The sequence below is a fragment of the Citrobacter sp. Cpo071 genome (assembly GCF_030332765.1).
Classification (GTDB): Bacteria; Pseudomonadota; Gammaproteobacteria; order Enterobacterales; family Enterobacteriaceae; genus Citrobacter; species Citrobacter portucalensis.
Window position 1 is genome coordinate 41,833 of sequence record NZ_JAOWHE010000082.1, and the last position, 22,253, is coordinate 64,085.

A 22,253-nucleotide genomic window follows, 5' to 3' on the forward strand; every position below is an offset into this window, starting at 1 on the left:
TGCCGGGAATTTAGCGTTCAGCCAGCGTTTTCAACCAGCGAATTCCGCTTTCCGGTGAGGTCATTACCGGCACCGGCGGGGAAGGGAGCTGTTGTAAAACGCGCGCCATCGAAGCCTGCGCCAGCATCACGACATCCGCCTGGGTAAAGGCGCTCTGTAACCCTTCACTGACGATACGGTCATGGGTATCCATATCTCCCGCCAGCAGCGCGTGGAATGCATCCTCCATTAATACAGGCGTAATGGTTCGTGATTTACCGCTTTGCTGAACTTTACGCTGGACGTAATCCAGCGTTGGCTTCAGCGTGGTTGCCACAGTTGCCAACACGGCGATCCGCTCGCCTTTTCCAATCGCCTCTTCCACCATCGCGCAGTCAATGCGCGCGAGCTGGAGTGGAGTCATAAACTGGCATTGCTCCACCGCAGTACCAATTGAAGAACAGGCGGTAATAAAGATATCGCAGTCCGCCTTTTCAGCAATATGCACATAGTCGGCGATGCGGGCGGCAATATTTGGTGATACGCCTCCGGCTTTCATCACCTGTTTAATCATCGACTCCTCGACCAGATGCATCACTTCCACTTCCGGCATAATGTCGGCGATCAGCTGTTGCATCATTGCAAGGGTGGCTGCACTGGTATGCAGCATGGCGACCTTTTTCATTGGGCAATCTCCTTAAGTAACGTTTCCGCGACGGACAGCGCCGCATCATGATCTTCCTGCGCGGATAAACCGCCCACCGCGACGGCTCCAAGGCATTTCCCCTGGTGCAGAATCGGGATCCCGCCCGGCAGCGCCGTAAAACGCGGATCGGCAAAATAGCTAATATCCAGCTGCTCTTTTTGCAGACGCTGTAAAAATGCCTGCGTGGTGCAGCCCAGGCGGCTGCTGGTGCGCGCTTTACGCTGGGTTAACTCGATGGTTAACAGTTTGGCGTTATCCATCCGCGCAAAGCTGAGCAGTTCTCCATTGGCATCGCATACGGCCACGCTTAACGGGCGATTTGCATAACGTGTTTCGGCGAGTTCGAGCGCATAGGTTACGGCGCGCAGGGCGTGTCCCAGAGTGAGAGTTGTCATCGTGATTATCCTTTCGACAGATTTTCGCAAGCAGGTTGAACGGGATCTTTGGCTGCTGCTACCTGCGCCTGTCTGGCGTCTTTTTTGCGCCAGTAGTTAGCGAGCAGCGATCCGCTAACGTTACCCAGCGGTGTCATCACCGCTGATGCGAGTCCAACCGTTGCCAGTTTGCCCATCGCGGCGGCAAGCCCTGACGCCATACCGCCGTTTTGCAGGCCGACTTCAAAGGCCACGGTACGGGCAGACTGCACGTCCATGCGGAAGATCCAGCGGCTCATCAGATAACCAATCAGGAAGCCGCCGAGGTTATGCATCAACATGGCGAAGCAGAGCAGGAAACCGACCTGCACCAGGTTGTCGCGCCCGGCGGCGGCGGCGGTGGTGGTAAAGAAAATGATCCCCATCATTGAGATGGTTGGCATGACCTTCTTCACGCCCGCCACGCGGCCATACAGCCAGTTGTAGAACAATGCCCAAACGAGGCCGCCTGCTACGAAGTTGAGGACCACCGCGTACATCTGCGCTTCGGCGCTGGCATGACCAAACAGCGCGTCCCAGCCGCCGGCAATCATATACAGCAGCCAAATTGCGCCGATCCCGGCCAGCATCTGGACAACACGGCGTCCGCGCACGCCTGCATAGGTTTTCAGATAGTCATGCAGAATTGCTGCGCCGATGGGAATTAATACGATTTTCACCACGTCCATCACCATCGCGGTGAGCTGGATATCAATCATTGAACCCGCCAGCAGATTAACCCACAGCGGCGTCATTACCGTTGCCGCCAGCGTTGAGACTGCGGCGATTGATACCGCCAGCGCGAGGTTGGCGTTGGCGATGTAAACCATCACCGTCGACGAGAGACCGCTGGGGCAAGCGCCAATCAACAAAATGCCCACCGCTACTTCAGGCGGAAAATCAAAGATCAGGGTAATGCTCAGGCCGAGCAGGGGCATGATCACGAAATGGCAGAAGGTACCGATAAAAACTGCCCACGGCATTTTGGCGACATCAATAAAATCCTGGATCGTTAGCTTGGTGCCCATGCTGAACATGGTGGCCTGAATCACAAGGAACACGATCCATTTATGAGTGATATTGAAACCGCCCCAGACGATCAGATCCGTAGACCAGGTCATGGCGGCAACAAAACCAGCGATGATCCACAGCGTAAACTGATAGCTGCGTAAACCAGGCCAGTAGCCTGCACCGGCGGCGAATCCGACGGTGAACATCACCAGCCCCGGCTGCCACAGCGCCGCGGACTGGATGAGCGCGCCGATAATCGCCAGCACCACGCCCGCAACGCTGACGCCGAGTCCGGTTTTGTGAATAACAGTGGTCATAGTCATGTTGAAATGTCCTTGCTGTTGTTATTGCTGCCGGGGTGGAATAGATAACATGCGCCGCGCAATTTCCGGCGTAGCAACTTTTTTATCCATACTGCGAATGAGCGTAGCGAGTTTGGCTACCTGCTGATAATTATGCTGCGCTTTTTCTTCGGCGCTTAAATAATAACTATCTTCATAGCCGATTCGCACTTCACTGGCACCCATAGCGACCGCGGCAGCGATAATATCGAAATTCCTTCTGCCAAAATGAGTAATTCCCCATAAGGCGTCGCGTGGGATCATGCTACGCAGAGCAATTAATGCATCAACGGTTGCAGGCGTACTGCCGCGGTGACCGAGAACAATATTAAAGAGCATAGGTTTTTGAAATTTTATTTTATCTTCAAGGTTCAGGATGTTATTTATCATGCCGATTTCAAAAACTTCAAACTCTGGAATAATATTGCGTTCAGTTATTTGCCGTGAACAATATTCCACGTCCGGACCGGGATTAAAATACACCGCATCACCGAGGTTAACGGAACCGACGTTCAGCGAGGCCATCTCCACGCCGGGGCAGGCCAGTGGCGCGCAGCGCTCGGCGATGGACATCGAAGAGACGCCGCCGGTAGAAGCCTGAATAATCAGGTTTGAATGGCGCATAACGCGGTCAATTGTTGCCTGAAAGTCGGTAGTATCTGGCGTCAGGCGTCCCTGTTTATCGCGAACGTGTAAATGGACGATGGACGCGCCATGTTCTACGCTGGCGAGTATTTCCTGCGCCAGTTCTTCGGGTATAACTCTGGGGCAATCCGCGGCAACGGGTGCCAGCGAAATAATAACAGTATCCGACATTTTTTCCTCCGGTACAGAGATATTAAAATTATAGGTAAGGCGTTATCCAGCGTAATGATTCCGGCCCTGATGTTGACGGTTGATATTCACAGCCAATCCAGTCCTGGTAATTCATTTTTCTTATAAAATTAAATAGCCATGCTTCATTTAACTCCCCGGTTCCTGGTTCATGGCGATAAGGAACAGAAGCGATTTGAAAATGTTTAATAAGGGTAAAATAGCGTTCGATATTTTTCGCCACGTTGCCATGAGTTTTCTGACAGTGGTAAATATCAAACTGTAAGCCGATATTCTTCTTACCAACCTCGTGAATGATAGATTCAGCCAGCGGGAAACTGTCAATAAAATAACCGGGCATATCCTGCGAATTTAATGGTTCAATCAGTACATCGATTTCCGCGTCTGCCATCACATCGCAGGCGATGCGCAGTCGATTCGTCAGGAGGTCGCGCTGGGCGTGCAGCGTCAGGTCATTGCAGCGCAAGCCGGACATAACGTGAACCCGGCGACAGCCCAGCGCCGTGGCGTAATCTCGCGCCACGTTCAGGCTGTGATGAAATTCCTGGTCTCGACCGGGCAATGCAGCGAGTCCCCGTTCACCCTGTGCCCAGTTGCCAGCCGGGGCGTTCATCAGCACCACCGGCAGAGATGTTTCCCGCTGAGCGGCCCGCAAATGCTCCAGCGGGTGCTGCCAGAGAAACAGCCCTTCTACGCCGCGAAAACCGGCTGCTTTTGCCGCCTGAAATCGACCCTCTATCGGTAAATCAGTAAATAACCAGTCGAGGTTAGCCGCTAACTTCAGCATGGCGTGCACCCTCCCGGCCATCAACCAGATGCAGCTTAACGCCCTGGCTGGCAATAGTCTGCTGCGCATTTTCCGGTAACCGGTTATCAGAAATAATGTCGGTTAACTGCTCCAGCCCACAGATGTGGAACATGCCGTATTTGCCAAACTTACTGCTGTCGCAGACCAGCACCCGACGCCGGGAGACGGTGAGTACCGCTTCTTTGACCGAGGCTTTCCCTTCACTCGGTGTCGACATGCCGCGCTCGGTATCCCACGACGATGAACTGAGAAACGCCACATCAATATTAATGGTGCGCAGAAAACTGGCGGCGCTTTTGCCAAGACATGAGCGGTTACGCTGATCCACCAGACCGCCGGTGTGATAGAGCGTAATGTGTGGCATATCCATCAGATAGTGGCTGATGGAAAAATCGTTGGTGACGACCGTCAGATTGAAACAGTGGCTGGCGGCCACCGCTTTCGCCACTTCAAACAACGACGTTCCGGCATCCAGATACAGCGTTTGTCCGGGCTCAATGAGCATTGCGGCGAGCTGGCCCATCTTACGCTTCACGTCATGATTCAACTCGGCTTTTTCCCGCCACGGCAGTTCGGATTTCAGCAGGTTATTGAGCTTTACGCCGCCGTTAATGGCAATAACTTTGCCTTCTTCTTCCAGCAACTGAATGTCGCGACGCACGGTCATATGCGACACGCTCATCAGATCTGCCAGTTCATTAAATGAGGCGGCATTCTTTTCGTGCACGTAGCGGTAGATAAAATCACGTCGTTGCTCGGGGATCATCATGTCACCTCACGCTTGCCGGGAATGTTCAAGTTCGGCCACCGCCTCTTCTGAGAGCGGAACATAGCCGAGCGGTTTTAATGTCAGCCAGATGCGGGCGCTGTCTTCCAGTTCCTCGGCGTTAAACACCGCCTCACGCAGCGAGCGACCGCTTACTACCGGCCCGTGATTGGCCAGCAACGCAGCCGTATGATCTGCCGCGATTTCACTCAATGCGCTGGCAATGCCTTCATGGCCGGGCTTGAAATAAGGCAGCAGCGGTAGCTGTCCGACGCGCATCACATAGTATGGCGTTAGTGGCGGTAGACAGTTTTCTGGCGTAGAGCAAGGCAGACAGGAGAGCGCGGTCAGCCATGGAGAATGCAGGTGCACAACCGCGCCGCAGGATGGCCGATGCCGATACCACGCCAAATGCATGGGCACCTCTTTTGACGGTTTGTCGCCGCTAAGATGCACGCCGTTGGCATCCAGCCTACTTAGCGTGGCAGGATCAAGCTCACCCAGGCAGGAGTTGGTCGGGGTCACCAGATAGCCGCCATCCGGCAATTTGACGCTGAGGTTGCCGGAGCCGCCGCTGCTGTAACCACGCATAAACAAGGAACGGCCATAGTGGACGAGTAGTTCGCGTAGTTGGTGTTCACTCACCGGATTCATAATGCGTACTCCTGGGCTGTAAAAAAGAAATCTTCGTCACCAAAGTTGCCTGACTTCAGCGCCAGCGCCAGACCGGAGGAAAATACCCACGGCACGCCAGGCGCAATGGCTTTGCCAACGGACAGACGCTTCACCTGCAGTGCCTCTACCACGGTGCCGGATGTTTCTCCGCCTGCGACGATAAAGGTGTTTACACCTGCAACTTGTAGCTTTGCGCTCAGTCGGGAAAAAGCGTGTTCGATCGCCTGGCTGGCAGCCTGTTCGCCGTACTCTTGTTGAATGCGTTGGAGTATGTCTGGCGGCTGGGTGGCGTATATCATCGGCGCGAATGGGTCGTTGATATGCGTCATCGCCCAGGCACATAGTTCATCAGTGTAGCGTTCTGTATCAGACAGGCAGCGGGCCACGTCGAGTACACGAGAGGCTGCTGCGGCCTTATAGCGATTGACCTGACGATTACTCATTGCAGAACAGCTACCGGAGAACACCACCGTTTTAGCAGGTAGTGGAAAAGCGTCCAGCGGCATGGTTTGCTGAGTTCCGGTGCAGGCGGCCAGTGCGCCACCGAGCCCGGAGCCCCCGGCTAACAGAGGGCTGGCATGGAGTGCCTGCGCCAGCGTGTTGAGATCTGCTTCATCCAGCGTATCGACGATAACGTGACGCGTACCTTCAGCCTGAAGTTGGGCCAGAGCGTTAGTGACCGCTTCCACACCTTGACGCAGTATCGTGAGGTTAATGCAACCAACCTTACCTGGCGTTTGCGCGCTCAGCAGGCGCGGCAGGCTGGCATCGGTCATAGGATTAAGCGGATGCTTTTCCATCCCGGATTCGTTAAGCAGTACGCCGTTTACAAAAAGATGGCCATGCACCACCGTGCGCCCGTTTTGCGGCAGGGCGGGGCAGTGGACAATCACGGGTGTATGCAGCTCGTTCATCAACGCATCGCTGACCGGTCCAATGTTGCCTGTTGGCGTGGAGTCGAACGTCGAACAATATTTAAAATAGATCTGGCGGACACCTGCCTTTTGTTTCAGCCAGCGGGCACAGGACAGAGATTGTGCGATGGCCTGTTCTGCGGGTAATGAGCGGCTTTTCAGCGAGATGACGATAGCTTCGACCTCTTCATTCCAGCATTGAGTGGTATCAGGCATTCCGGGCAGTAGCGCAACGCGCCACCCCTGCTGCGCCATAAAGCTTGCAATGTCCGTTGCGCCGGTGAAATCGTCGGCGATAACGCCTGTGGTGACGGCCATGGATCAACTCCGTTCAGATTGTTTGCTAATTGAACATATTATTCAGGAGGGCCTTTCACATTCACATGATGATTATCACAAATAAGCACATCATTGATTCACAGTAAAAATGAGTAATCTATTGAAAATAATGGAGAAAGATGTTTTGTTTTGCGAAAAGAGTCTCACAAGAGAGTGTGAAGATTCGTTAATCTTTGAGAAAGCGAAGTCAGTAGCATGCAGCGGAGTATTATCGTGGTTGCTTTAACTCTCTTGCCAATTGATCATAATCATCTGCATAAATGAGATTATTTTTTGCGGTGAGCATCATTCTTTCTCTTGATTAAATTCTGCATATTACCGGCTTTAATTTCATTAATGCCGGAGGATACCGTGTCGTTGAAAATCCAGGATGATTATCTACAACGTTTTTTCTCGATAGCAAAAGTATTCTCCAGTGCGACTGGATTAGCCACGGTTGTGGTTGATGTAAACGGAAAAACTCTCTCGGATTGCCATAACTTTAATTCGTTCTGCACATTAATGCGGGCGGATGAACGCTATTGTACGAGTTGCCAAAAGTGTGACAAATATTGTGCTTTTGAAGGTTTAAAACACCTTAAACCCAGAATACTCAGCTGCCACGCAGGGCTAAGTCTGTTTTCTATGCCATTAATTCGCGATGGGCATCTGTACGGTTTTATGCTCTGTGGGCAGGTGCGGGCAAAATATCAGGAATATAAAGCTATCGTTATTGATAATGAATGCTCATGGATGGATGAACCAAAAATAAAAGCTGAATGGAGTCAGGTGGCGGTAGTCGATAATAACACGCTGGTGGCATCAGCTAATTTATTAAATTTTATTGTTGATAATTTTGAGACAGAACAGCAACAACCTGATGAGTTTGTTATCCCACCGACCAGTTACATGCGTCATTATTTTACAGAGCCTTCCCGACACGAGAAAAAGCTTCTGGCAGCGTTGCGTTATATTGATGAGAATTTATATAGTGAATTATCCCTGGAATCCGTAGCAGCTCACGTTTGCTTAAGCGCAAACTATTTCAGCCGTTTTTTTAAGAAACGCCAGGGCGTTAACTTTAAAACCTGGGTGAATCAGAAAAAAATGCAAAAAGCGGGGGAGTTATTGCACGATCCCGTTCATTCAATAGACAGCATTGCCCGGAAACTCCAATACGCACAAACCAGTTACTTTTGCCGTGTTTTCCGGGCGGCGCATCAAACGTCGCCCCAGTCTTTTCGTCATGCCAGACTGTCACAGTAAAGGTTTTCCGGCAGCGTGATGGCTTCAGGGATAAAAGAGAGCCGATCGCTCAGGGTTACCACATCACCAATCACTATCAGCGCAGGGGGGAGGATGTTAGCTTCCTGCGCCTTGCTCAGTAGTGAACCGAGCGTACAGGTCAGTCGGCGTTGGTTATCGCGGGTGGCGGACATAATTAGCGCTGCAGGCGTATCTGCTGATTTTCCACCCATCAATAATTCCTCACAGATAAACGCCAGATTGGCGATACCCATGACGATAACCAGCGTACCATTCAGTTTGGCCAGCTGACGCCAGTCCTGCTGTTGGTTGCCCTCCCGCGTATGACCGGTTACCACGTGAAATCCCGAGGCGAAATCGCGGTGTGTTACCGGAATCCCGGCATAGGTCAGGCCACCAATGGTTGAGCTAATACCCGGCACCACTTCAAACGGGATGCCTGTCTCGACGAGATCCTCAACTTCTTCAGCCCCGCGTCCAAAAACATACGGATCGCCGCCTTTCAAACGCACAATATTATTGTGCGTTTGGGCATACTGGACAAGCAGTGCATTGATTTCATCCTGCGGTACACAATGGAAGCCTGGGTTTTTGCCGACATTGATAAGCAGACAATCAGGTAATGCCCATTCCAAAATTTTAGGATTGACCAGCCGATCGTAAATAATGACATCAGCCTGTTTAATGCACATCATTGCTTTGAGGGTAAGTAATGAAATATCACCGGGACCTGCCCCAACGAGCCAGACCTTTCCGAAAGTTTTCACATTGTGTCCTTTATCACATCAATCAAAAAAAGGCAGAAACTACATCAAGGAATGATAAAAAGCAGTCGTTTGCCCGTAAGTTATAACGTGAAATTATCCAAAATTATCGCACTGATAATATTGATTAATCTCGCAAAGTTTTTTCTGCAATAAACAAGATAACTTGAAAAATTATTAAGAACTTATTGGCACCATTTGCTTAGGTTTAACCTTATTTAAATTGTGTTTATTGCTGCTCTTGAGTATTATTGGTTAATATTTATCCGCCATCAGTGTGAGTAAATCATGGATTGGATCAATGACATTAATGGATGAAATAAAATATAACTCTCGGTGCTTATCTGGGTAGCTTGAATTATTTTTTATAAATTAAACTATTTTTGTACGCTGCATATGGAAGAGGTTATGAGAGGAAAAATACCCAAGACGGAGTTGCTGGTAACTTTTGAAGTTGTTGCGCGTCACGAAAGTTATACCCGGGCAGCTGAAGAGCTGGCTTTGACACAAAGTGCTGTTTTCCGCCAGGTAAATGCACTGGAGGATTTTCTCAATACCGCGCTATTTAATCATGCCAAAAAACGCATTTTCTTAAATGCGGCCGGCAAACACTATTTAAGTATCGTTAAAGAAACGTTAAATAAACTTGAACGAGATACGACGACGATAATGACCTGGCAGCCGACGGTACAGGTTATTGAGCTGGCGGTGAATCCGACGTTCAGCACGCACTGGCTGATCCCAAACCTGCGTGAGTTTAACAAACTTAATCCTGATATTATCGTGAACATTCATTCCCTGGCGAATATTGGTGATTTTCTCAATCGAGAGTATGACGCGGCAATCATGCGCGAAGACTTTTATTCGCCATGGTCAGGGGTTGAGTACCTGTTTGAAGAGGAAATTCTGCCGGTTTGCAGCCGCTGTTTGCTGGCCGAACCGGAACGAAAACTGGCGGTGAACGAATTACTAAACGAATTTCCGCTCTTGCACCAAAGCACGCGCATCAAAGGGTGGCAGGAGTGGTTTGCGCTGTCAGATGTCAGCAGTCCGCTGGTGAACAAAGGTCCGAGATTTGATTTGTTATCGATGCTGATCGCGGCGGTCCGCTCTAATCTGGGCGTTGCGCTGCTCCCACGTTTTGCCATTCAGCACGATCTGGACAGCGGTGATATGGTCATTCCTTGCGATGTTCCAATGCGTACCGGGAATCGATTTATTATGACGTGGCGTGAAGAGAAATCGGAATCCGAGCATTTACAGATTTTCCGTAACTGGTTGCTCAGTAAGTCCGTGGTATCGGCTGCCTGAGGATGGCTTGCGCCTTATCAGGCCTACAACGATGGGTAGGCCGGATAAGACGCGTTAGCATCGTTATCCGGCAAAAGAACGGCTACCAGTCGATCCCAACCTGTGCCTGAATACCGCGGTCAAACGCGTGTTTGACCGGGCGAATTTCACTGACCGTATCGGCCAGTTCCAGTAACAGCGTATGGCATCCGCGTCCTGTGACGATAACGCTCTGACCGGCAGGACGATTTTCGATGGCGCTGATAACCTCCTGGGCATCCAGATAGTGGTAAGCAAGCATGTAGGTGAGTTCATCCAGCACCACTAGATCGTAATGCGCATCAGCCAGCATGCGCTTACTTTCCTGCCAGACAACCGTTGCTGCCTCGATATCTGCTTGCCGATTTTGGGTTTCCCAGGTAAATCCGGTGCCCATAATATGGAACTCGACGCCGAGGGGGTGCAGGGTGTTGTACTCGCCATTATCCCACTGACCTTTAATAAACTGCGCGATGCCAACGGTTTTTCCGTGACCCACTGCGCGCGTTGCCGTGCCAAAGGCTGCGGTGGATTTTCCTTTTCCGTTGCCGGTGAAGACAATCAGGATCCCTTTCTTCTCCGTTGCCGCCGCTACGCGGGTATCAACCTGCTCTTTCAGCTTCTGCTGACGCTGACGGTGTCTGTCGTTATTGGCGCGCGCTTCCATGGAAACTCCTTAATGCCCCGCCGGACAAGTTGCGCAGCGATGCTGCTGCTCGAACTGGCTAAAGAAGTTATTGCCTTTGTCATCCACTAATACGAAGGCCGGCATATTTTTAACTTCCATCATCCATACGGCTTCCATTCCCAGTTCGGGATATTCAAGGCACTGCAGGCTTTTCACGTACTGCTGCGCCAGCAGGGCTGCTGCACCGCCAATGCTGCCGAGGCTAAACCCACCGTGTTTCTGACAGGCATCAGTGACCTGCTGGCTGCGGTTACCCTTGGTGAGCATAATGAGGCTGCCGCCTTGTGCCTGGAAAGCATCGACATACCCATCCATGCGCCCGCCGGTGGTGGGCCCCATTGAGCCACAAGCCTGATTTTCCGGGGTTTTGGCGGGACCCGCGTAGTAAACGATATGTTTTTTCATGTATTCCGGCATCGGTTCGCCGTTATCCAGTCGTGCTTTGATGTTCGCGTGGGCGATATCGCGAGCGACAACAATCGGGCCGCTTAACGACAGGCGTGTACCAATGGGTAGAGCGGAAAGGTCATGCAGGATGTCACGCAGCGGACGGTTCAGATCCAGTTGTACGGTCTGAGCGCCGTTTTCTATCCGGTGAGAATCAGGAATGAATTTGCCCGGATTATGCTCGAGTTTCTCCAGCCAGATACCGTGTTTATTAATTTTGGCCTTAATGTTACGGTCGGCAGAGCAGGAGAGGGCCATCGCGATTGGGCAGGAGCCGCCGTGGCGCGGTAAGCGAATTACGCGGATATCGTGGGCAAAGTATTTGCCGCCAAACTGCGCCCCGATGCCAAACTCGCGGCTGGCATTGAGCAACTCGGCTTCCAGCGCCGTATCACGGAACGCCTGGCCCAGCTCGTTCCCGCTGGTGGGTAGATTATCGTAATATTTGGTTGAAGCCAGTTTGGCGACTTTCAGCGCCTGGTCGGCGGATAAGCCCCCAACCACAAAAGCGATGTGATACGGCGGACAAGCGGCTGTACCCAGTGATTTCATTTTTTCGATCAAGAACGCAGTGAGTTTTTCCGGCTGTAGAATGGATTTGGTTTCCTGGAACAGCGCCGCTTTGTTAGCTGAGCCACCACCTTTATTGACGAACAGGAAACGGTATTCGTTACCTGGGGTGGCGCTAATATCGATTTGTGCGGGCAGGTTGGTCTGGGTATTGACCTCGGTATACATATCCAGCGGGGCATTTTGCGAGTAACGCAGGTTGTTTTCGGTAAAGGTGGAATACACGCCTTTGCTTAATGCTTCTGCGTCATCGCCGCCGGTCCAGACATGTTGTCCTTTGCTGGCCACTATGGTTGCCGTCCCGGTATCCTGGCAGTTGGGCAGTACGCCTTTAGCTGAAACCTCTGCATTGCGCAGCAGCTGCAATGCGACGTACTTATCGTTACTGCTGGCCTGTGGGTCGTGCAAAATGCTGGCAATCTGTTTTAAATGTCCGGCGCGCAGGAAAAATGAAGCCTCATAAAACGCCTGCTGTGCTAACAAGGTTAACGCTTCCGGTGCAACCTTGATCACTTCCTCTCCGTCTAACTCCGTTACCGTAACGTGCTGGTTACTAAGTAATTCATACTCGGTACTATCTTTACTCTGAACAAAGAGTTCCTGCCAGACAAATGGTTTAGACATGTTTACTTCTCACCTCTTCGTGTTGTTTACCGAATGGCGCTTCGCTTATCCGGCCTACGATTAACGCATTGATGTAGGTCGGATAAGCGAAGCGCCATCCGGCGTAAAGTTATTTGGCTAAAAAGACATTGGCTTTTGTCGCTTCGGCGACATATTCGATAGTTTTCTGGGCACGAACGCTGTTTCCGGCTTCATCAAGCGGTGGAGAATAGACCGCAATCGCATATTCGCCTGGGACAACGGCAACCATGCCGCCGCCGACGCCGCTTTTCGCCGGGATGCCAACGGTGTACAGCCATTTACCGCTACCGTCGTAAAGCCCGGCAATTGCCATTTCTGCCAGCACCTGCGGAACATATTTCTCATTCAGCAACTGTTTACCGTTGAACGGAGATTTGCCTTTGTTCGCGAGTACAGCACCCATTTTGGCCAGTTGCTCAACGGTGATATCCACCGAGCACTGGCGGGTATAAATTTCAACGGCTTCGTCAGTGTTGCCATAGAAGCTGTTATAGGATTCCATCAGCTTGGCCAGCGCCTGATTGTGCTGGTTGGTTTCCATTTCAGATTTGAAAACCGGTTCGTTCACGGTGAGAGTGGCATCGGCCCAGACGTTCAGGTTGTCGAGGATTTTGTTCCAACGATCGGTTTTGTCTTTGGCTTCGATCAGGCTAACGGTGCTCATGGCCCCGGCGTTTACCAGAGGGTTTTCAGGCGCGCCTTTGGTCAGTTCAACGGCTAAACCTGAGTTGAATGGCATACCGGTGGCATTGGCGCCAAGTTTATCCAGCACTACCTGAGGACCGTGCTGCTCCATGGCGAGCGCCATGGTGAACACTTTACTCAGGGATTCCATAGGGAAAGGTTTGTTAACATCGCCAACCTGGTAGATCTTGCCGTCCACCGTCGCAATGGTGATGGCAAAATTTTTCGGGCTATAGGTCGCCAGAGCAGGGATGTAGTCGGCGACTTTTCCATCGTTGTTACTTTTGTACTTCTGATGAGCCTGTTCTATCAGCTTGGCGTAGTCGGGCGTGGTTTGCGCGAATGTGGTTGCGCTAAACAAGACGCTGAAAGAAAAGAGACTCACGCCGAGAATTGTTTTATTCATTATGCATTCCTGTTGGTGTGCTCATCTTGGTGCCGGATGGCGGCGTACCGCCTTATCCGGCCTACGGATGGTTAAACGTTATGTAGGCCGGATAAGCGCGAGCGCCATCCGGCAATGGCGTTGTGTCAGGACATGGCAACTTCTGACGGTTCGGTAACCGGACGTTCCTGCTCCGGGGACTTCACTGGTGCAGAGCCACGGCAACCCTGGCCGAAGTGTTCACCTTCCCAACGGCTGACAATGGCTGCTCCCATGGCGTTACTCATAACGTTCGTGGCGGAACGACCCATATCGAGGAACGGATCGACACCCATCAGCAGAATCAGACCTGCTTCTGGAATGTTGAACTGGTTCAGGGTTGCAGCGATAACCACCATTGATGCGCGCGGTACGCCTGCCATTCCTTTTGAGGTCAGCATCAGGATTAACAGCATGGTGATTTGCTCGCCCATGCTCAGTTCGATGTTGCACGCCTGGGCAATAAAGACGGTGGCAAATGAGCAATAAGCCATGGAACCGACCAGGTTAAAGGAATAACCGATAGGCAGAACGAAGCTGGCGATTTTTGACGAAACACCGAATTTTTCCAGCTTGTCCAGCGTACCCGGGAAGGCGGCTTCAGAGCTTGAAGTGGTAAAGGCCAGCAGAGCGGGTTCGAGGATTGATTTAGTTAACCGTGCGATGCAAGGCCCGACGATCATCGTAGACAGGCCAATCAGGATCGCCCACAGCATACCCAGCGTCAGGTAGAACTCACCCATGAAGATCCCGGCGCTAACCATCACACCCAGACCACGTTCGGCAATCAGACCTGAAATAGCGGCAAAAACGGTCAATGGTGCAAACAGCATGACGTAACCCGTCAGCTTCAGCATGACGTGCACCAGTGAATCCAGCACTTTCACGATAGGATCGGCTTTTTCACCAATCGCAGCGAGGCTGCAACCGAGGAAGATTGAGAACACGACGATCTGCAGAATTTCGTTACGCGCCATCGCATCGACAATACTGGTCGGTACCGCGTGTGAGATGAATACTTTCAGCGTGAATGGCTCTGACTTAACGGCGGCAACGGCTCCGACGTCATGTGGCACAAAGTTGATACCTGCGCCTGGCTGGAAGATATTAACGATAACCAGACCCAGTGCAATTGACACCAGAGAGGCGCAAATAAACAGGAAGAAGGTTTTCGAAAATATACGTCCCAGCGTTTTGGCATCGCCCATTTTGGCAATACCCACAACCAGAGTTGAAATAACCAATGGAGCGATAATCATTTTCACCATACGTAAGAATATGGTGGTGAAAATGGAAATATCTGCTGCATAAGATTTTGCTGTTTCAGCCGCGGCCATATTATTTATGGCCACCCCGGCAATCATGCCGAGTATCAGGCCTAATATGATCATCTTCGTTAAACTAATTTTCTTCATGTGTACTCCATCGGATAAAGGCTGGTAATTGGAATTGTGTAGGGTGGCGTGCGCCTGAACCTGGACAGCAGCTCAGACGCACGCCTGTTGTGACCAACCGCATGAATAATTCGAAGCACTGTGATACAGCTGAATTCTGTGCTCCAATGGTTGTTATTGTGTTTTTTTGTTACAAGTCGAACTCAATACTTAATAATGGAGCGTGTTGCTGCGCACCATAAACATCATTGTCACCGACGTTGCCGGAAATAATATCTCGTGGCATGACGATTTTTACGGCATTCGCTGGATCGAACCAGACGATATTGTGAATAAATTCAGGCTCAACATTATATAAACCGGCAATAAGCTGCGGTGTTAATTGCTCGCAGGCTTTTACCCGCTGATAGTCTTCCCTTGTTTTAAATAAAATATCTAAAACCAGTTCGTACGGTCCGGCGTTTTTGGAACGAATTACTTGCGCCAGTGAACAAATTGAGTGTTTCATGCCTGAACTCCTTCTGGCGTCACCTGTTCAATGTGGAAATCAAAACGCAGCGCATCGCTCGCTTCAATCAGGTGATAGATCGAGAACTCATACACCGGTCCACTCTGAATATCAGATGGCGAGAACGGGAAGGCGAGGTTGCCCGCAGTCGCAATACGATTTTCATAGCCGTAGTGCAGCAGGGTAGAGCGCACCAGCGAGCAAACGCTGTTGGCGATATCCTGCGTTGGCGCAACGACATCCAGTAGAATTCCCAGTTCATGGCCCGCAGTTTTCATCGGCTCATGGTTGCCCATCACACCGTTCTTACCGTAAAGGTGGAACGTCATGCGGATACTGTCGTCATTCAGTGAGAGGTTACGTGCAACGCTTGCCTGTACCTCTTCAAGAATCGTGTCAATCCCGGCAATCATAATAGGGTCACGTGTTCCGGCGATGGTCAGGCAACGGAAGCCAACCTGGCGTGCACCTTCCAGTTTCAACGCATACGGTGTTTCTTCATGCCGTGAACCGCTGACATACACTTCACCCTCGTTAACCTGGGTGAAAGTGCATGCCTTCAGGTTCAGCACACCGCCTGGCCCTGGCAGGAAGTACGGATCTGACTTCTCGTACAGGGTGTGCGCTGCGGCGGAAGTCTCGGTGAACTTACGCTTGGGATTGAACGCCTTCAGCGTAAAGCCGTTATCGTCAATGATTCCCATCGCACAATCTGAGCCGGAGCCAGGGGTGGCGGCAATGGCTGCACACTCAAGGATCTTACCGCAATGAAGCGCCAGACCTTCATCAAAGCCCTGCATAATCGGCAGCGCGGCGAAGCAGGCCGGATCGTAGGCACGTCCGCCCAGGACCACCTGCGCACCGGCTTTCAGCGCACGCTGGAAAGGCTCGACGCCCATCTGCGCGACAATGTAGGTGCTCTCTTCAATGGCCTCGTGAGTCAGTTCAGGCACAAAATCGAGCGCGGTGATTTTGCCGTTATCCAGCGCCTGATGAACGATTTCTTTGTCGACATCAGACGGAATCAGCGCCATTGAGAAAGACAGTTTTTCTTCCTGCGCGATCTCATGGATTATCTGGCGACACCACTCCAGATGCGGAGCTGCACCAGAACCACCGGCTGTGCCGATCACGACAGGGATGTTGTTCTTAACGCCTGCCACAATCATATAGCGCAGATCGCGTTTCACACCGGCCCTGTCAGTAAAGGGTTTACCTGCCCCCAGGTAGTGAGGGCCAGGATCGGAGGAACCTGCGTCAACAGCAATAAGATCCGGTGACTCTTCCATGGCTTTACGAAAACTTTCTTCCGGGAAGCCATAACCCAGGATAGCCGTAGGCGATAAGATCTTAAATGTGCGTGCCATCTCTTAATCCTTAGTTTGCAACAGCGCGATGGTGCGGTTCATTTCGTTAAACACGATGTTGAGACCTTCATCGAAACCCATACCCGGTTTGATCAGCATGCGCATTGGACGCGCGGCCAGCGCGACGTGTACGCAGGTACGAGCACTGATTTCCGTTTCGTTACAGGTACCGCCCTGATAGGCTTCCATTCCGTGTTTGTTGCAATACAGCACTGCATCAACGATGTTGTGAATGCCGCCCAGGTCCGGGGTTTTAATCTGCACCATGTGGCAGCTGCCCGCGTCGGTGAAGTCCACGATGTCCTGATAGGTGTTACACCATTCATCCGCAACGATTTTCACGCCAGAACCCAGACGAGTCAGCTCCTGAGTGATCTCGGTTAACATGCGGATCTGATCCGGCTTGTTACCGGCATCAACCGGGCCTTCAATGTACAGCGGCAGGCCTTGCGCTTCGGCTTCCAGGCTGGCGATGTATTCGGCGCAACGCACTGGATCCATATCGAAGATCAGACCGATGGTGCCGTAGACATCAATGTGCAGCGTTGGGTGATAGCTATCGTTGGTGCGCAGGCTCAGGATGCGGTTAGATAACCAGCGGACGTACTCACGCAGTTTTTCACCTTTAAAGCCCAGCTTCTCTTCTACGTTATTGATCAGCGCATGCGGTAGGACATCCACACCTTTGAGGATCATCTTGTCGACGGCGATATAACGGTCGTCGCCGCTCTGACCAAATAACGGAATGGCTTCCGGGACGCATGGCAGCTGCCATTCATCACAAACCACTTCGGCTTTCAGACGACCGGTAGCCAGTGCCGCCGCGTCGAGCAGCGCCTGAGACAGACCATAACGTACGGCGGTATGCAGCAGATGGCCGTCAATACGCAGTTCGTCAAAGAAACGGGCGTTGGTCAGGAACGAATCAACGTCACGACCTTCCAGCAACGGCTTGATGTGGTCGTTGAGGAACGGAATGAAGTTTTCAGCCAGGAACAGCGGGTCACGACCGCCTGCACCTGAATATTGCACCGCTGCGCAATCGCCCACAGCTACCGCGCCGTTTTCCAGAATCAGCTGTACGGAAACACATTCACCCGCCTGACGAACAGACGTAAATCCTGGCGTTACCGGATCGCCGGTATAGATAAACCCGTCATGACCGGCGCCGTTTTTGATGGCCTGCTGATCGTCAAAATAAAATGAGGAGTAGCCAGCTGTGAAAAGGGCCTGTTTAATTTTCATTATGGTCTTCCTATTAATTTACTGTGGGATACGGCGTTGATGTCATCAATGACCATCTGGAAAGAAGGCTTGCGACCTTCGAAATGTGCGCGCTCTGCAACGTAGTCGTGGTGCAGGGCGAGAATATCTTTCGGCAGCGGCACGGCACCGGCTTCAAGAATACGGATTGCGCCTGTGTTATCGCGAACAGGCAGGATCTTACCGGCGTTACAGGCGGCAGGAGCGAAAGGCACATCCAGCACGCCAGCTTCAAAGGCCAGCACCGTACCGCGCGCAATGTCGCCATTGCCCAGTTCGAAGACTTTCTTCAATACCGCGCGGACTTCGCTCTTAATCAGGTCAACTTCCTGCTCCACGGCAGCGCACTGCGGGAATTTCTGATCGCTGACCATGTTGAGCATCTGGCGTGACGCTTTCAGACCCTGGGCGTTAGCTGCCGCGGTTGGGATACCGAATGCTTCGTGCGGACTTTTGGTAATAACTTTTGTGGCACCAGACATACCGGCAACCGCTGCGCCCCAGGCGATAACGGAGAAGGCTTTTGCTTCATCTTCCGGGAATCCGCCCATCCACTGGTGGAAAACGGTGCTCAGCTCGTAATCGTCGAAGCCATGGTTATGGAAGTATTCGTGGGACAGTTCACGCAGTGCCTGAATAGCAGCGATATCCTGTGTCAGGCTACCGACCTGGCCGTAACCGACGGTAATAGACTTCACGCCCTGCTCCAGCGCCAGCAGACCTTCGATAATCGCGACTGAGTGGGACATGAACGGCGGGATCAGCGTGCCGGTCAGCGGACCAAACGGCTCACGGTTGATGCGAATGCCGTTCTCTTCGTACAGACCCATCAGACGGTCGCAGTACTGCCAGTCACGGATAGATTTTTCCAGGGTGACGCGTTTGGCGTAAGGGATGTTGTAGGAGATACCGCCGCCTTCGTAGCTGGTAAAGCCACTGGCCATGGCGATTTCTGCCAGCAGACGCGCATCCGGTGTACCGTGGCGAACCTGGATCGGTTTATCCAGCGATTCAGTCATACGACGGCAGGCAGCAACCCCGTGATTGACGACCGGTAAACCATTCAGCTTGGAAGTACCTGCTTCGATGGATTTTTGGATCCCGACAGCGGCTTCTTCATAGCGGTTCAGACGGGTATAGGCATCGATAGTACTTGGCAGGAGGTCGCACTCTTCCTGCAATGTTTTGAGCAGCGCAATATGCTCATCCATTAATGCCACACCTGCGCGCGGCTGGCTCAGAGTTTTACCTTCCTGATCGGCCTTCAGCAGGGCGAGGGAGAAACGCTTTTTCTCTGGAATTGATTGCTGGTACTTCACGCCATCTTCGAAGTTCTCAACGTCTTTGCCGGTTTCCCAGGTTTGTAACACCTGATGCCTTTCGGTCATGAATTCGTCGTGGGTCAATTTTTTATTTCGAAGTTCCATTCGTAGCTGCCTTAAGTTTTATAGGGTTAAACACTGAATGCTGGTGCGAGCAGCGGCTTGCGGGTACAGCCTGGCGACGTTTGCCAGTAGAGGGAGCAGGCCATTTGAATCGCGGTAATACTCAAACTGATTCGGTAACAGAATTCTTTTACCCTGGTCGTCCAGCTCCCTGTATTTGAGCCAGTTATGGATATCGAACTGGCTGGCGCGAGAGAGCCATCCCCCTGAACCGACGATTTTGCGTACGGTGGTGAGATCGCGACCCATCTGTAAATCCACATTACCCACGCAGGTGCAAACCTGCTTTTTAGTGCCCGCGTGGCGCTCAGCGGCATAGCCCACGCATAAACCTGCCAGCAGGGTGTCGAAATATTTCTCTTCCTCGCTGAGTGGCAGGTAATCCGGTTGCCCAACCAGGTGGCGTAGATAGCGGTAAAACGCTTCCTCGCGCTGTGGCTGCTGGGCGAAGATGACTTTCACCATATCCTGCGTGCTTTCTCCCACCACAGCGGCGGAAACGCGCATTCCAAGGTCGCCTTCAACGGTACGTTTGACGAACGGTTCAGGAACACCATGCAGGACGGTATCGGGGGAGAGGGTATTCGCGCTGGCCGAATAGACATCCGTGGTGGCTCCGCCCATATCAATCAGCATGAATTCCTTCCATGCGCTGTCGTAATCGCTAATGGCTTTGACTAACTCATATACCGTCCATGGCGTCGGCATAGGCTCTTCGCCTGTTTCGCCGACGATAACGTCCAGACCTTTGCCTTTGACGATGCGTGACAAGAACACATCGCAAATCGCCTGGCGAGCGGCAAACGGATTCGGGTGATCGAGGTCCGGCAGAATGTTGTCTACCGTGGTCAGATCCTTATGTCCCAGAATCGTTTGTATTTCGTCCTGAATGTCCCGATTTCCGGCGTAGATAATGGCGCAATCAAGCTTTGAGCCTGCCAGCGCGTGCGCATTCGCCAGGCCGTAACTTTCTTCGCCACCGTCTGTCCCGCCGGTAAACAACAGAATGTCTGGCGGTGATGATTCCAGCTCCTGGATGTCATGACGGTTCAGCTTGTACGAATAATATTGCGCGATTTTCGCTCCTGCCGAATGGGCGGTAACTTTTGCCGACTCCAGCGTAATGGAAGGCACCAGCCCCATTGCTGCAACGGCGAGCCCACCTTTCGCTGAGGAGGAGTATTTCAACTGCACTTCACCACTTTTCAGTAACGGGCGAGCATCGGCAACATTCAGCACCTGATTCAGGCTGGCAAAAAAACCGTCTGCCAGATGATGTGTGGTGGTTGGGGTCAGGACATGGTTTACCAGGGTTAATTCCTCGCCTTCATGTGCGAAGAGGGCTGCCTTGGTCCATGTCGAGCCGATATCGACAGAAACTGTTTGCATCAGATGGCCTCTTCCAGGCAACGCTGTTCGAGGCCATTGTGTTGGTGAATATCATTAGTGATAAGCGCGCAAACATCTTCCAGATCGTGGCTGGGGGCGAAGACCCGGTTAAAGCCCATCTCTTTAAACTTCACTTCCACGTCGGCGAAGTCATGTTTACCGACGACCAGGTTGCCGCCGACGTACAGCAGAATGTCGCCAAGGCCGCGTTCGATGCAGCGCTCACGTAGTCCGAGGCAGTCAATGTCGCCATGACCGTAGATAGAGGACACCACGATGGCATCGGCGCCTGTTTCAATCGCAGCATCAATATATTCATCCTGGCTCACCATCACCCCGAGGTTGATTACGTGAAAATCATGAGCAGTAAAAACGCGATCCAGAACTTTATTACCTACTGCATGGCAGTCAGCACCGATGACGCCAATAACAAGTGTAGATTTCTTCATGGGTAATCCTCTGTAGGGCTGATGGTCAATAAGTGAAATTATTTTCTAATATTTAGAACATGGATTGTGACAACCTCTTAATAGGGTTGGAGTTTCTGTGGAAGCGAAAAAGGAAGCAATTGATCTATTTTCAAAATATCCTGACAAAAATGATTGTTATGTTTGTTATCTATAAAACCCTTTCATAATCAATGTGATGGATTATCTTTTCTTAGCTGGGTTTAATTTGTTAGGGAATTGGGTAATAAATGACTTGCCATGTTTGTGATCGAAATCTTATTTTGTTATGCGCGCCGTTTATGACGTGTTTTAAATAATTTCAAAAATCCCAATTACTAATTAACTTGTGAACGACATAACGGTTTTTTATTTTTTAATCTTATATGTCACAATTCATTTTTGTTAAATTTAGGATAAAAATGATAAGGAAATGTTTGTGGCATATTTAATCTTTGCCACATAAGAGAAGAGGGGGGGGGGTAATGATAACTTTCAGTGATGATTTAAGCGAAACGTCAGCGTTCTGTCGCAGAACGACAAACGCAATGCATCGGTCATTGTGGAACGTTTTCGCTTCCAGTTGAGATAGTTACATCTCGGTGTTAATTATAAGTAAAATTTAAATGAATAATTTGTATGAAATAACAAATCCATGACTTGCTAAACAAAAAACTGTGAGCTACCCAGCATTAGTGATTCTTTATCTGTTATCAATTTTGTCAGCTGGGCTGGTTAAAAGATCGTGTACATTTAAATAAATATCCTATCATTTGTAGTAACGGCAATTACTCATTGAAAAACATGTTGTTAACATCGCGTTTACTAGTAGCGTGAGTGCTAAACACTATTAACATTA

General features: G+C 51.2%; 20 protein-coding genes and 1 pseudogene. 2 read left to right on the forward strand and 19 right to left on the reverse strand.

All coding sequences use genetic code 11. The annotated features are described in order from the left end of the window. Positions 1-10: 10 nt before the first annotated feature. From OGY09_RS14345 to otnK, 8 genes are read right to left on the reverse strand one after another with little or no spacing between them, the layout of a single operon-like run. Positions 11-664, reverse strand: a complete 654-nt coding sequence (locus tag OGY09_RS14345; RefSeq protein ID WP_032942725.1) for an aspartate/glutamate racemase family protein — start codon at positions 662-664, stop codon at positions 11-13. After that, a complete protein-coding gene (locus OGY09_RS14350; protein WP_032942726.1) occupies positions 661-1,080 on the reverse strand; it encodes a GlcG/HbpS family heme-binding protein in 420 nt (139 codons plus the stop codon). The genes OGY09_RS14345 and OGY09_RS14350 overlap by 4 nt, the downstream gene beginning before the upstream one ends. 5 nt (positions 1,081-1,085) lie before the next feature. Further along, positions 1,086-2,432, reverse strand: a complete 1,347-nt coding sequence (locus OGY09_RS14355) for a bile acid:sodium symporter family protein (protein WP_032942727.1) — start codon at positions 2,430-2,432, stop codon at positions 1,086-1,088. A 21-nt stretch (positions 2,433-2,453) separates the two neighbouring features. Continuing rightward, positions 2,454-3,266 (reverse strand): beta-keto acid cleavage family enzyme, encoded by an 813-nt coding sequence (locus OGY09_RS14360; protein ID WP_008784143.1) that lies wholly within the window; start codon positions 3,264-3,266, stop codon positions 2,454-2,456. A gap of 28 nt (positions 3,267-3,294) precedes the next feature. After that, positions 3,295-4,071, reverse strand: a complete 777-nt coding sequence (locus OGY09_RS14365) for a hydroxypyruvate isomerase family protein (protein ID WP_032942728.1) — start codon at positions 4,069-4,071, stop codon at positions 3,295-3,297. Next, positions 4,052-4,861, reverse strand: a complete 810-nt coding sequence (locus tag OGY09_RS14370; protein WP_172313033.1) for a DeoR/GlpR family DNA-binding transcription regulator — start codon at positions 4,859-4,861, stop codon at positions 4,052-4,054. The genes OGY09_RS14365 and OGY09_RS14370 overlap by 20 nt, the downstream gene beginning before the upstream one ends. Positions 4,862-4,867: 6 nt before the next feature. Next, the gene (gene otnC, locus OGY09_RS14375; RefSeq protein ID WP_008784146.1) at positions 4,868-5,512 is read right to left on the reverse strand and encodes a 3-oxo-tetronate 4-phosphate decarboxylase; all 645 of its coding nucleotides are present in this window, start codon (positions 5,510-5,512) and stop codon (positions 4,868-4,870) included. Continuing rightward, the gene (gene otnK, locus OGY09_RS14380) at positions 5,509-6,765 is read right to left on the reverse strand and encodes a 3-oxo-tetronate kinase (RefSeq protein WP_032942731.1); all 1,257 of its coding nucleotides are present in this window, start codon (positions 6,763-6,765) and stop codon (positions 5,509-5,511) included. The genes otnC and otnK overlap by 4 nt, the downstream gene beginning before the upstream one ends. 372 nt (positions 6,766-7,137) lie before the next feature. Between otnK and OGY09_RS14385 the strand changes: the two genes are divergently transcribed. Further along, positions 7,138-8,031, forward strand: a complete 894-nt coding sequence (locus OGY09_RS14385) for a PocR ligand-binding domain-containing protein (RefSeq protein ID WP_032944354.1) — start codon at positions 7,138-7,140, stop codon at positions 8,029-8,031. Here OGY09_RS14385 and cobA read toward each other — a convergent pair. Then, complete coding sequence (cobA, locus tag OGY09_RS14390) at positions 8,010-8,798, reverse strand: uroporphyrinogen-III C-methyltransferase (protein WP_003831416.1); 789 nt, start codon at positions 8,796-8,798, stop codon at positions 8,010-8,012. The two genes, OGY09_RS14385 and cobA, sit on opposite strands and share 22 nt — an antisense overlap. A gap of 405 nt (positions 8,799-9,203) precedes the next feature. Between cobA and OGY09_RS14395 the strand changes: the two genes are divergently transcribed. Then, complete coding sequence (locus tag OGY09_RS14395; RefSeq protein ID WP_003022936.1) at positions 9,204-10,106, forward strand: LysR substrate-binding domain-containing protein; 903 nt, start codon at positions 9,204-9,206, stop codon at positions 10,104-10,106. Positions 10,107-10,188: 82 nt separating this feature from the next. Here OGY09_RS14395 and cobO read toward each other — a convergent pair whose 3' ends face one another. The 10 genes and pseudogenes from cobO to glmS form a co-directional block, all read right to left on the reverse strand. Beyond that, positions 10,189-10,791: a cob(I)yrinic acid a,c-diamide adenosyltransferase gene (gene cobO / locus OGY09_RS14400; RefSeq protein WP_032942732.1), complete on the reverse strand. Its 603-nt coding sequence runs from the start codon at positions 10,789-10,791 to the stop codon at positions 10,189-10,191. Positions 10,792-10,800: 9 nt separating this feature from the next. After that, positions 10,801-12,453 carry a class I fumarate hydratase gene (locus OGY09_RS14405; RefSeq protein WP_032942733.1) on the reverse strand — a complete coding sequence of 551 codons (1,653 nt, stop codon included), beginning with the start codon at positions 12,451-12,453 and terminating at the stop codon, positions 10,801-10,803. 109 nt (positions 12,454-12,562) lie between these two features. Continuing rightward, entirely contained in the window at positions 12,563-13,564 is a 1,002-nt protein-coding gene (glsA, locus tag OGY09_RS14410) for a glutaminase A (RefSeq protein ID WP_032942734.1), read from the reverse strand. Between the two features lie 151 nt (positions 13,565-13,715). Beyond that, positions 13,716-14,997: pseudogene (locus tag OGY09_RS14415) on the reverse strand (dicarboxylate/amino acid:cation symporter); the annotation flags it as partial. 169 nt (positions 14,998-15,166) lie between these two features. Beyond that, positions 15,167-15,484, reverse strand: coding sequence for a DUF4387 domain-containing protein (locus OGY09_RS14420; protein ID WP_003831425.1), 318 nt, complete (start codon positions 15,482-15,484; stop codon positions 15,167-15,169). Then, positions 15,481-16,851, reverse strand: a complete 1,371-nt coding sequence (locus OGY09_RS14425; protein ID WP_003022951.1) for an acyclic terpene utilization AtuA family protein — start codon at positions 16,849-16,851, stop codon at positions 15,481-15,483. The genes OGY09_RS14420 and OGY09_RS14425 overlap by 4 nt, the downstream gene beginning before the upstream one ends. A gap of 3 nt (positions 16,852-16,854) precedes the next feature. Then, positions 16,855-18,096: a methylaspartate ammonia-lyase gene (locus OGY09_RS14430; RefSeq protein ID WP_032942736.1), complete on the reverse strand. Its 1,242-nt coding sequence runs from the start codon at positions 18,094-18,096 to the stop codon at positions 16,855-16,857. Then, a complete protein-coding gene (locus OGY09_RS14435; protein WP_003831428.1) occupies positions 18,096-19,541 on the reverse strand; it encodes a methylaspartate mutase subunit E in 1,446 nt (481 codons plus the stop codon). Before OGY09_RS14435 ends, OGY09_RS14430 begins: the two co-directional genes overlap by 1 nt. Positions 19,542-19,559: 18 nt before the next feature. Further along, positions 19,560-20,948, reverse strand: coding sequence for a methylaspartate mutase accessory protein GlmL (gene glmL / locus OGY09_RS14440; protein ID WP_275399144.1), 1,389 nt, complete (start codon positions 20,946-20,948; stop codon positions 19,560-19,562). Then, positions 20,948-21,397 (reverse strand): methylaspartate mutase subunit S, encoded by a 450-nt coding sequence (gene glmS / locus OGY09_RS14445; RefSeq protein WP_003022963.1) that lies wholly within the window; start codon positions 21,395-21,397, stop codon positions 20,948-20,950. The genes glmL and glmS overlap by 1 nt, the downstream gene beginning before the upstream one ends. Between the last annotated feature and the right edge of the window lie 856 nt (positions 21,398-22,253).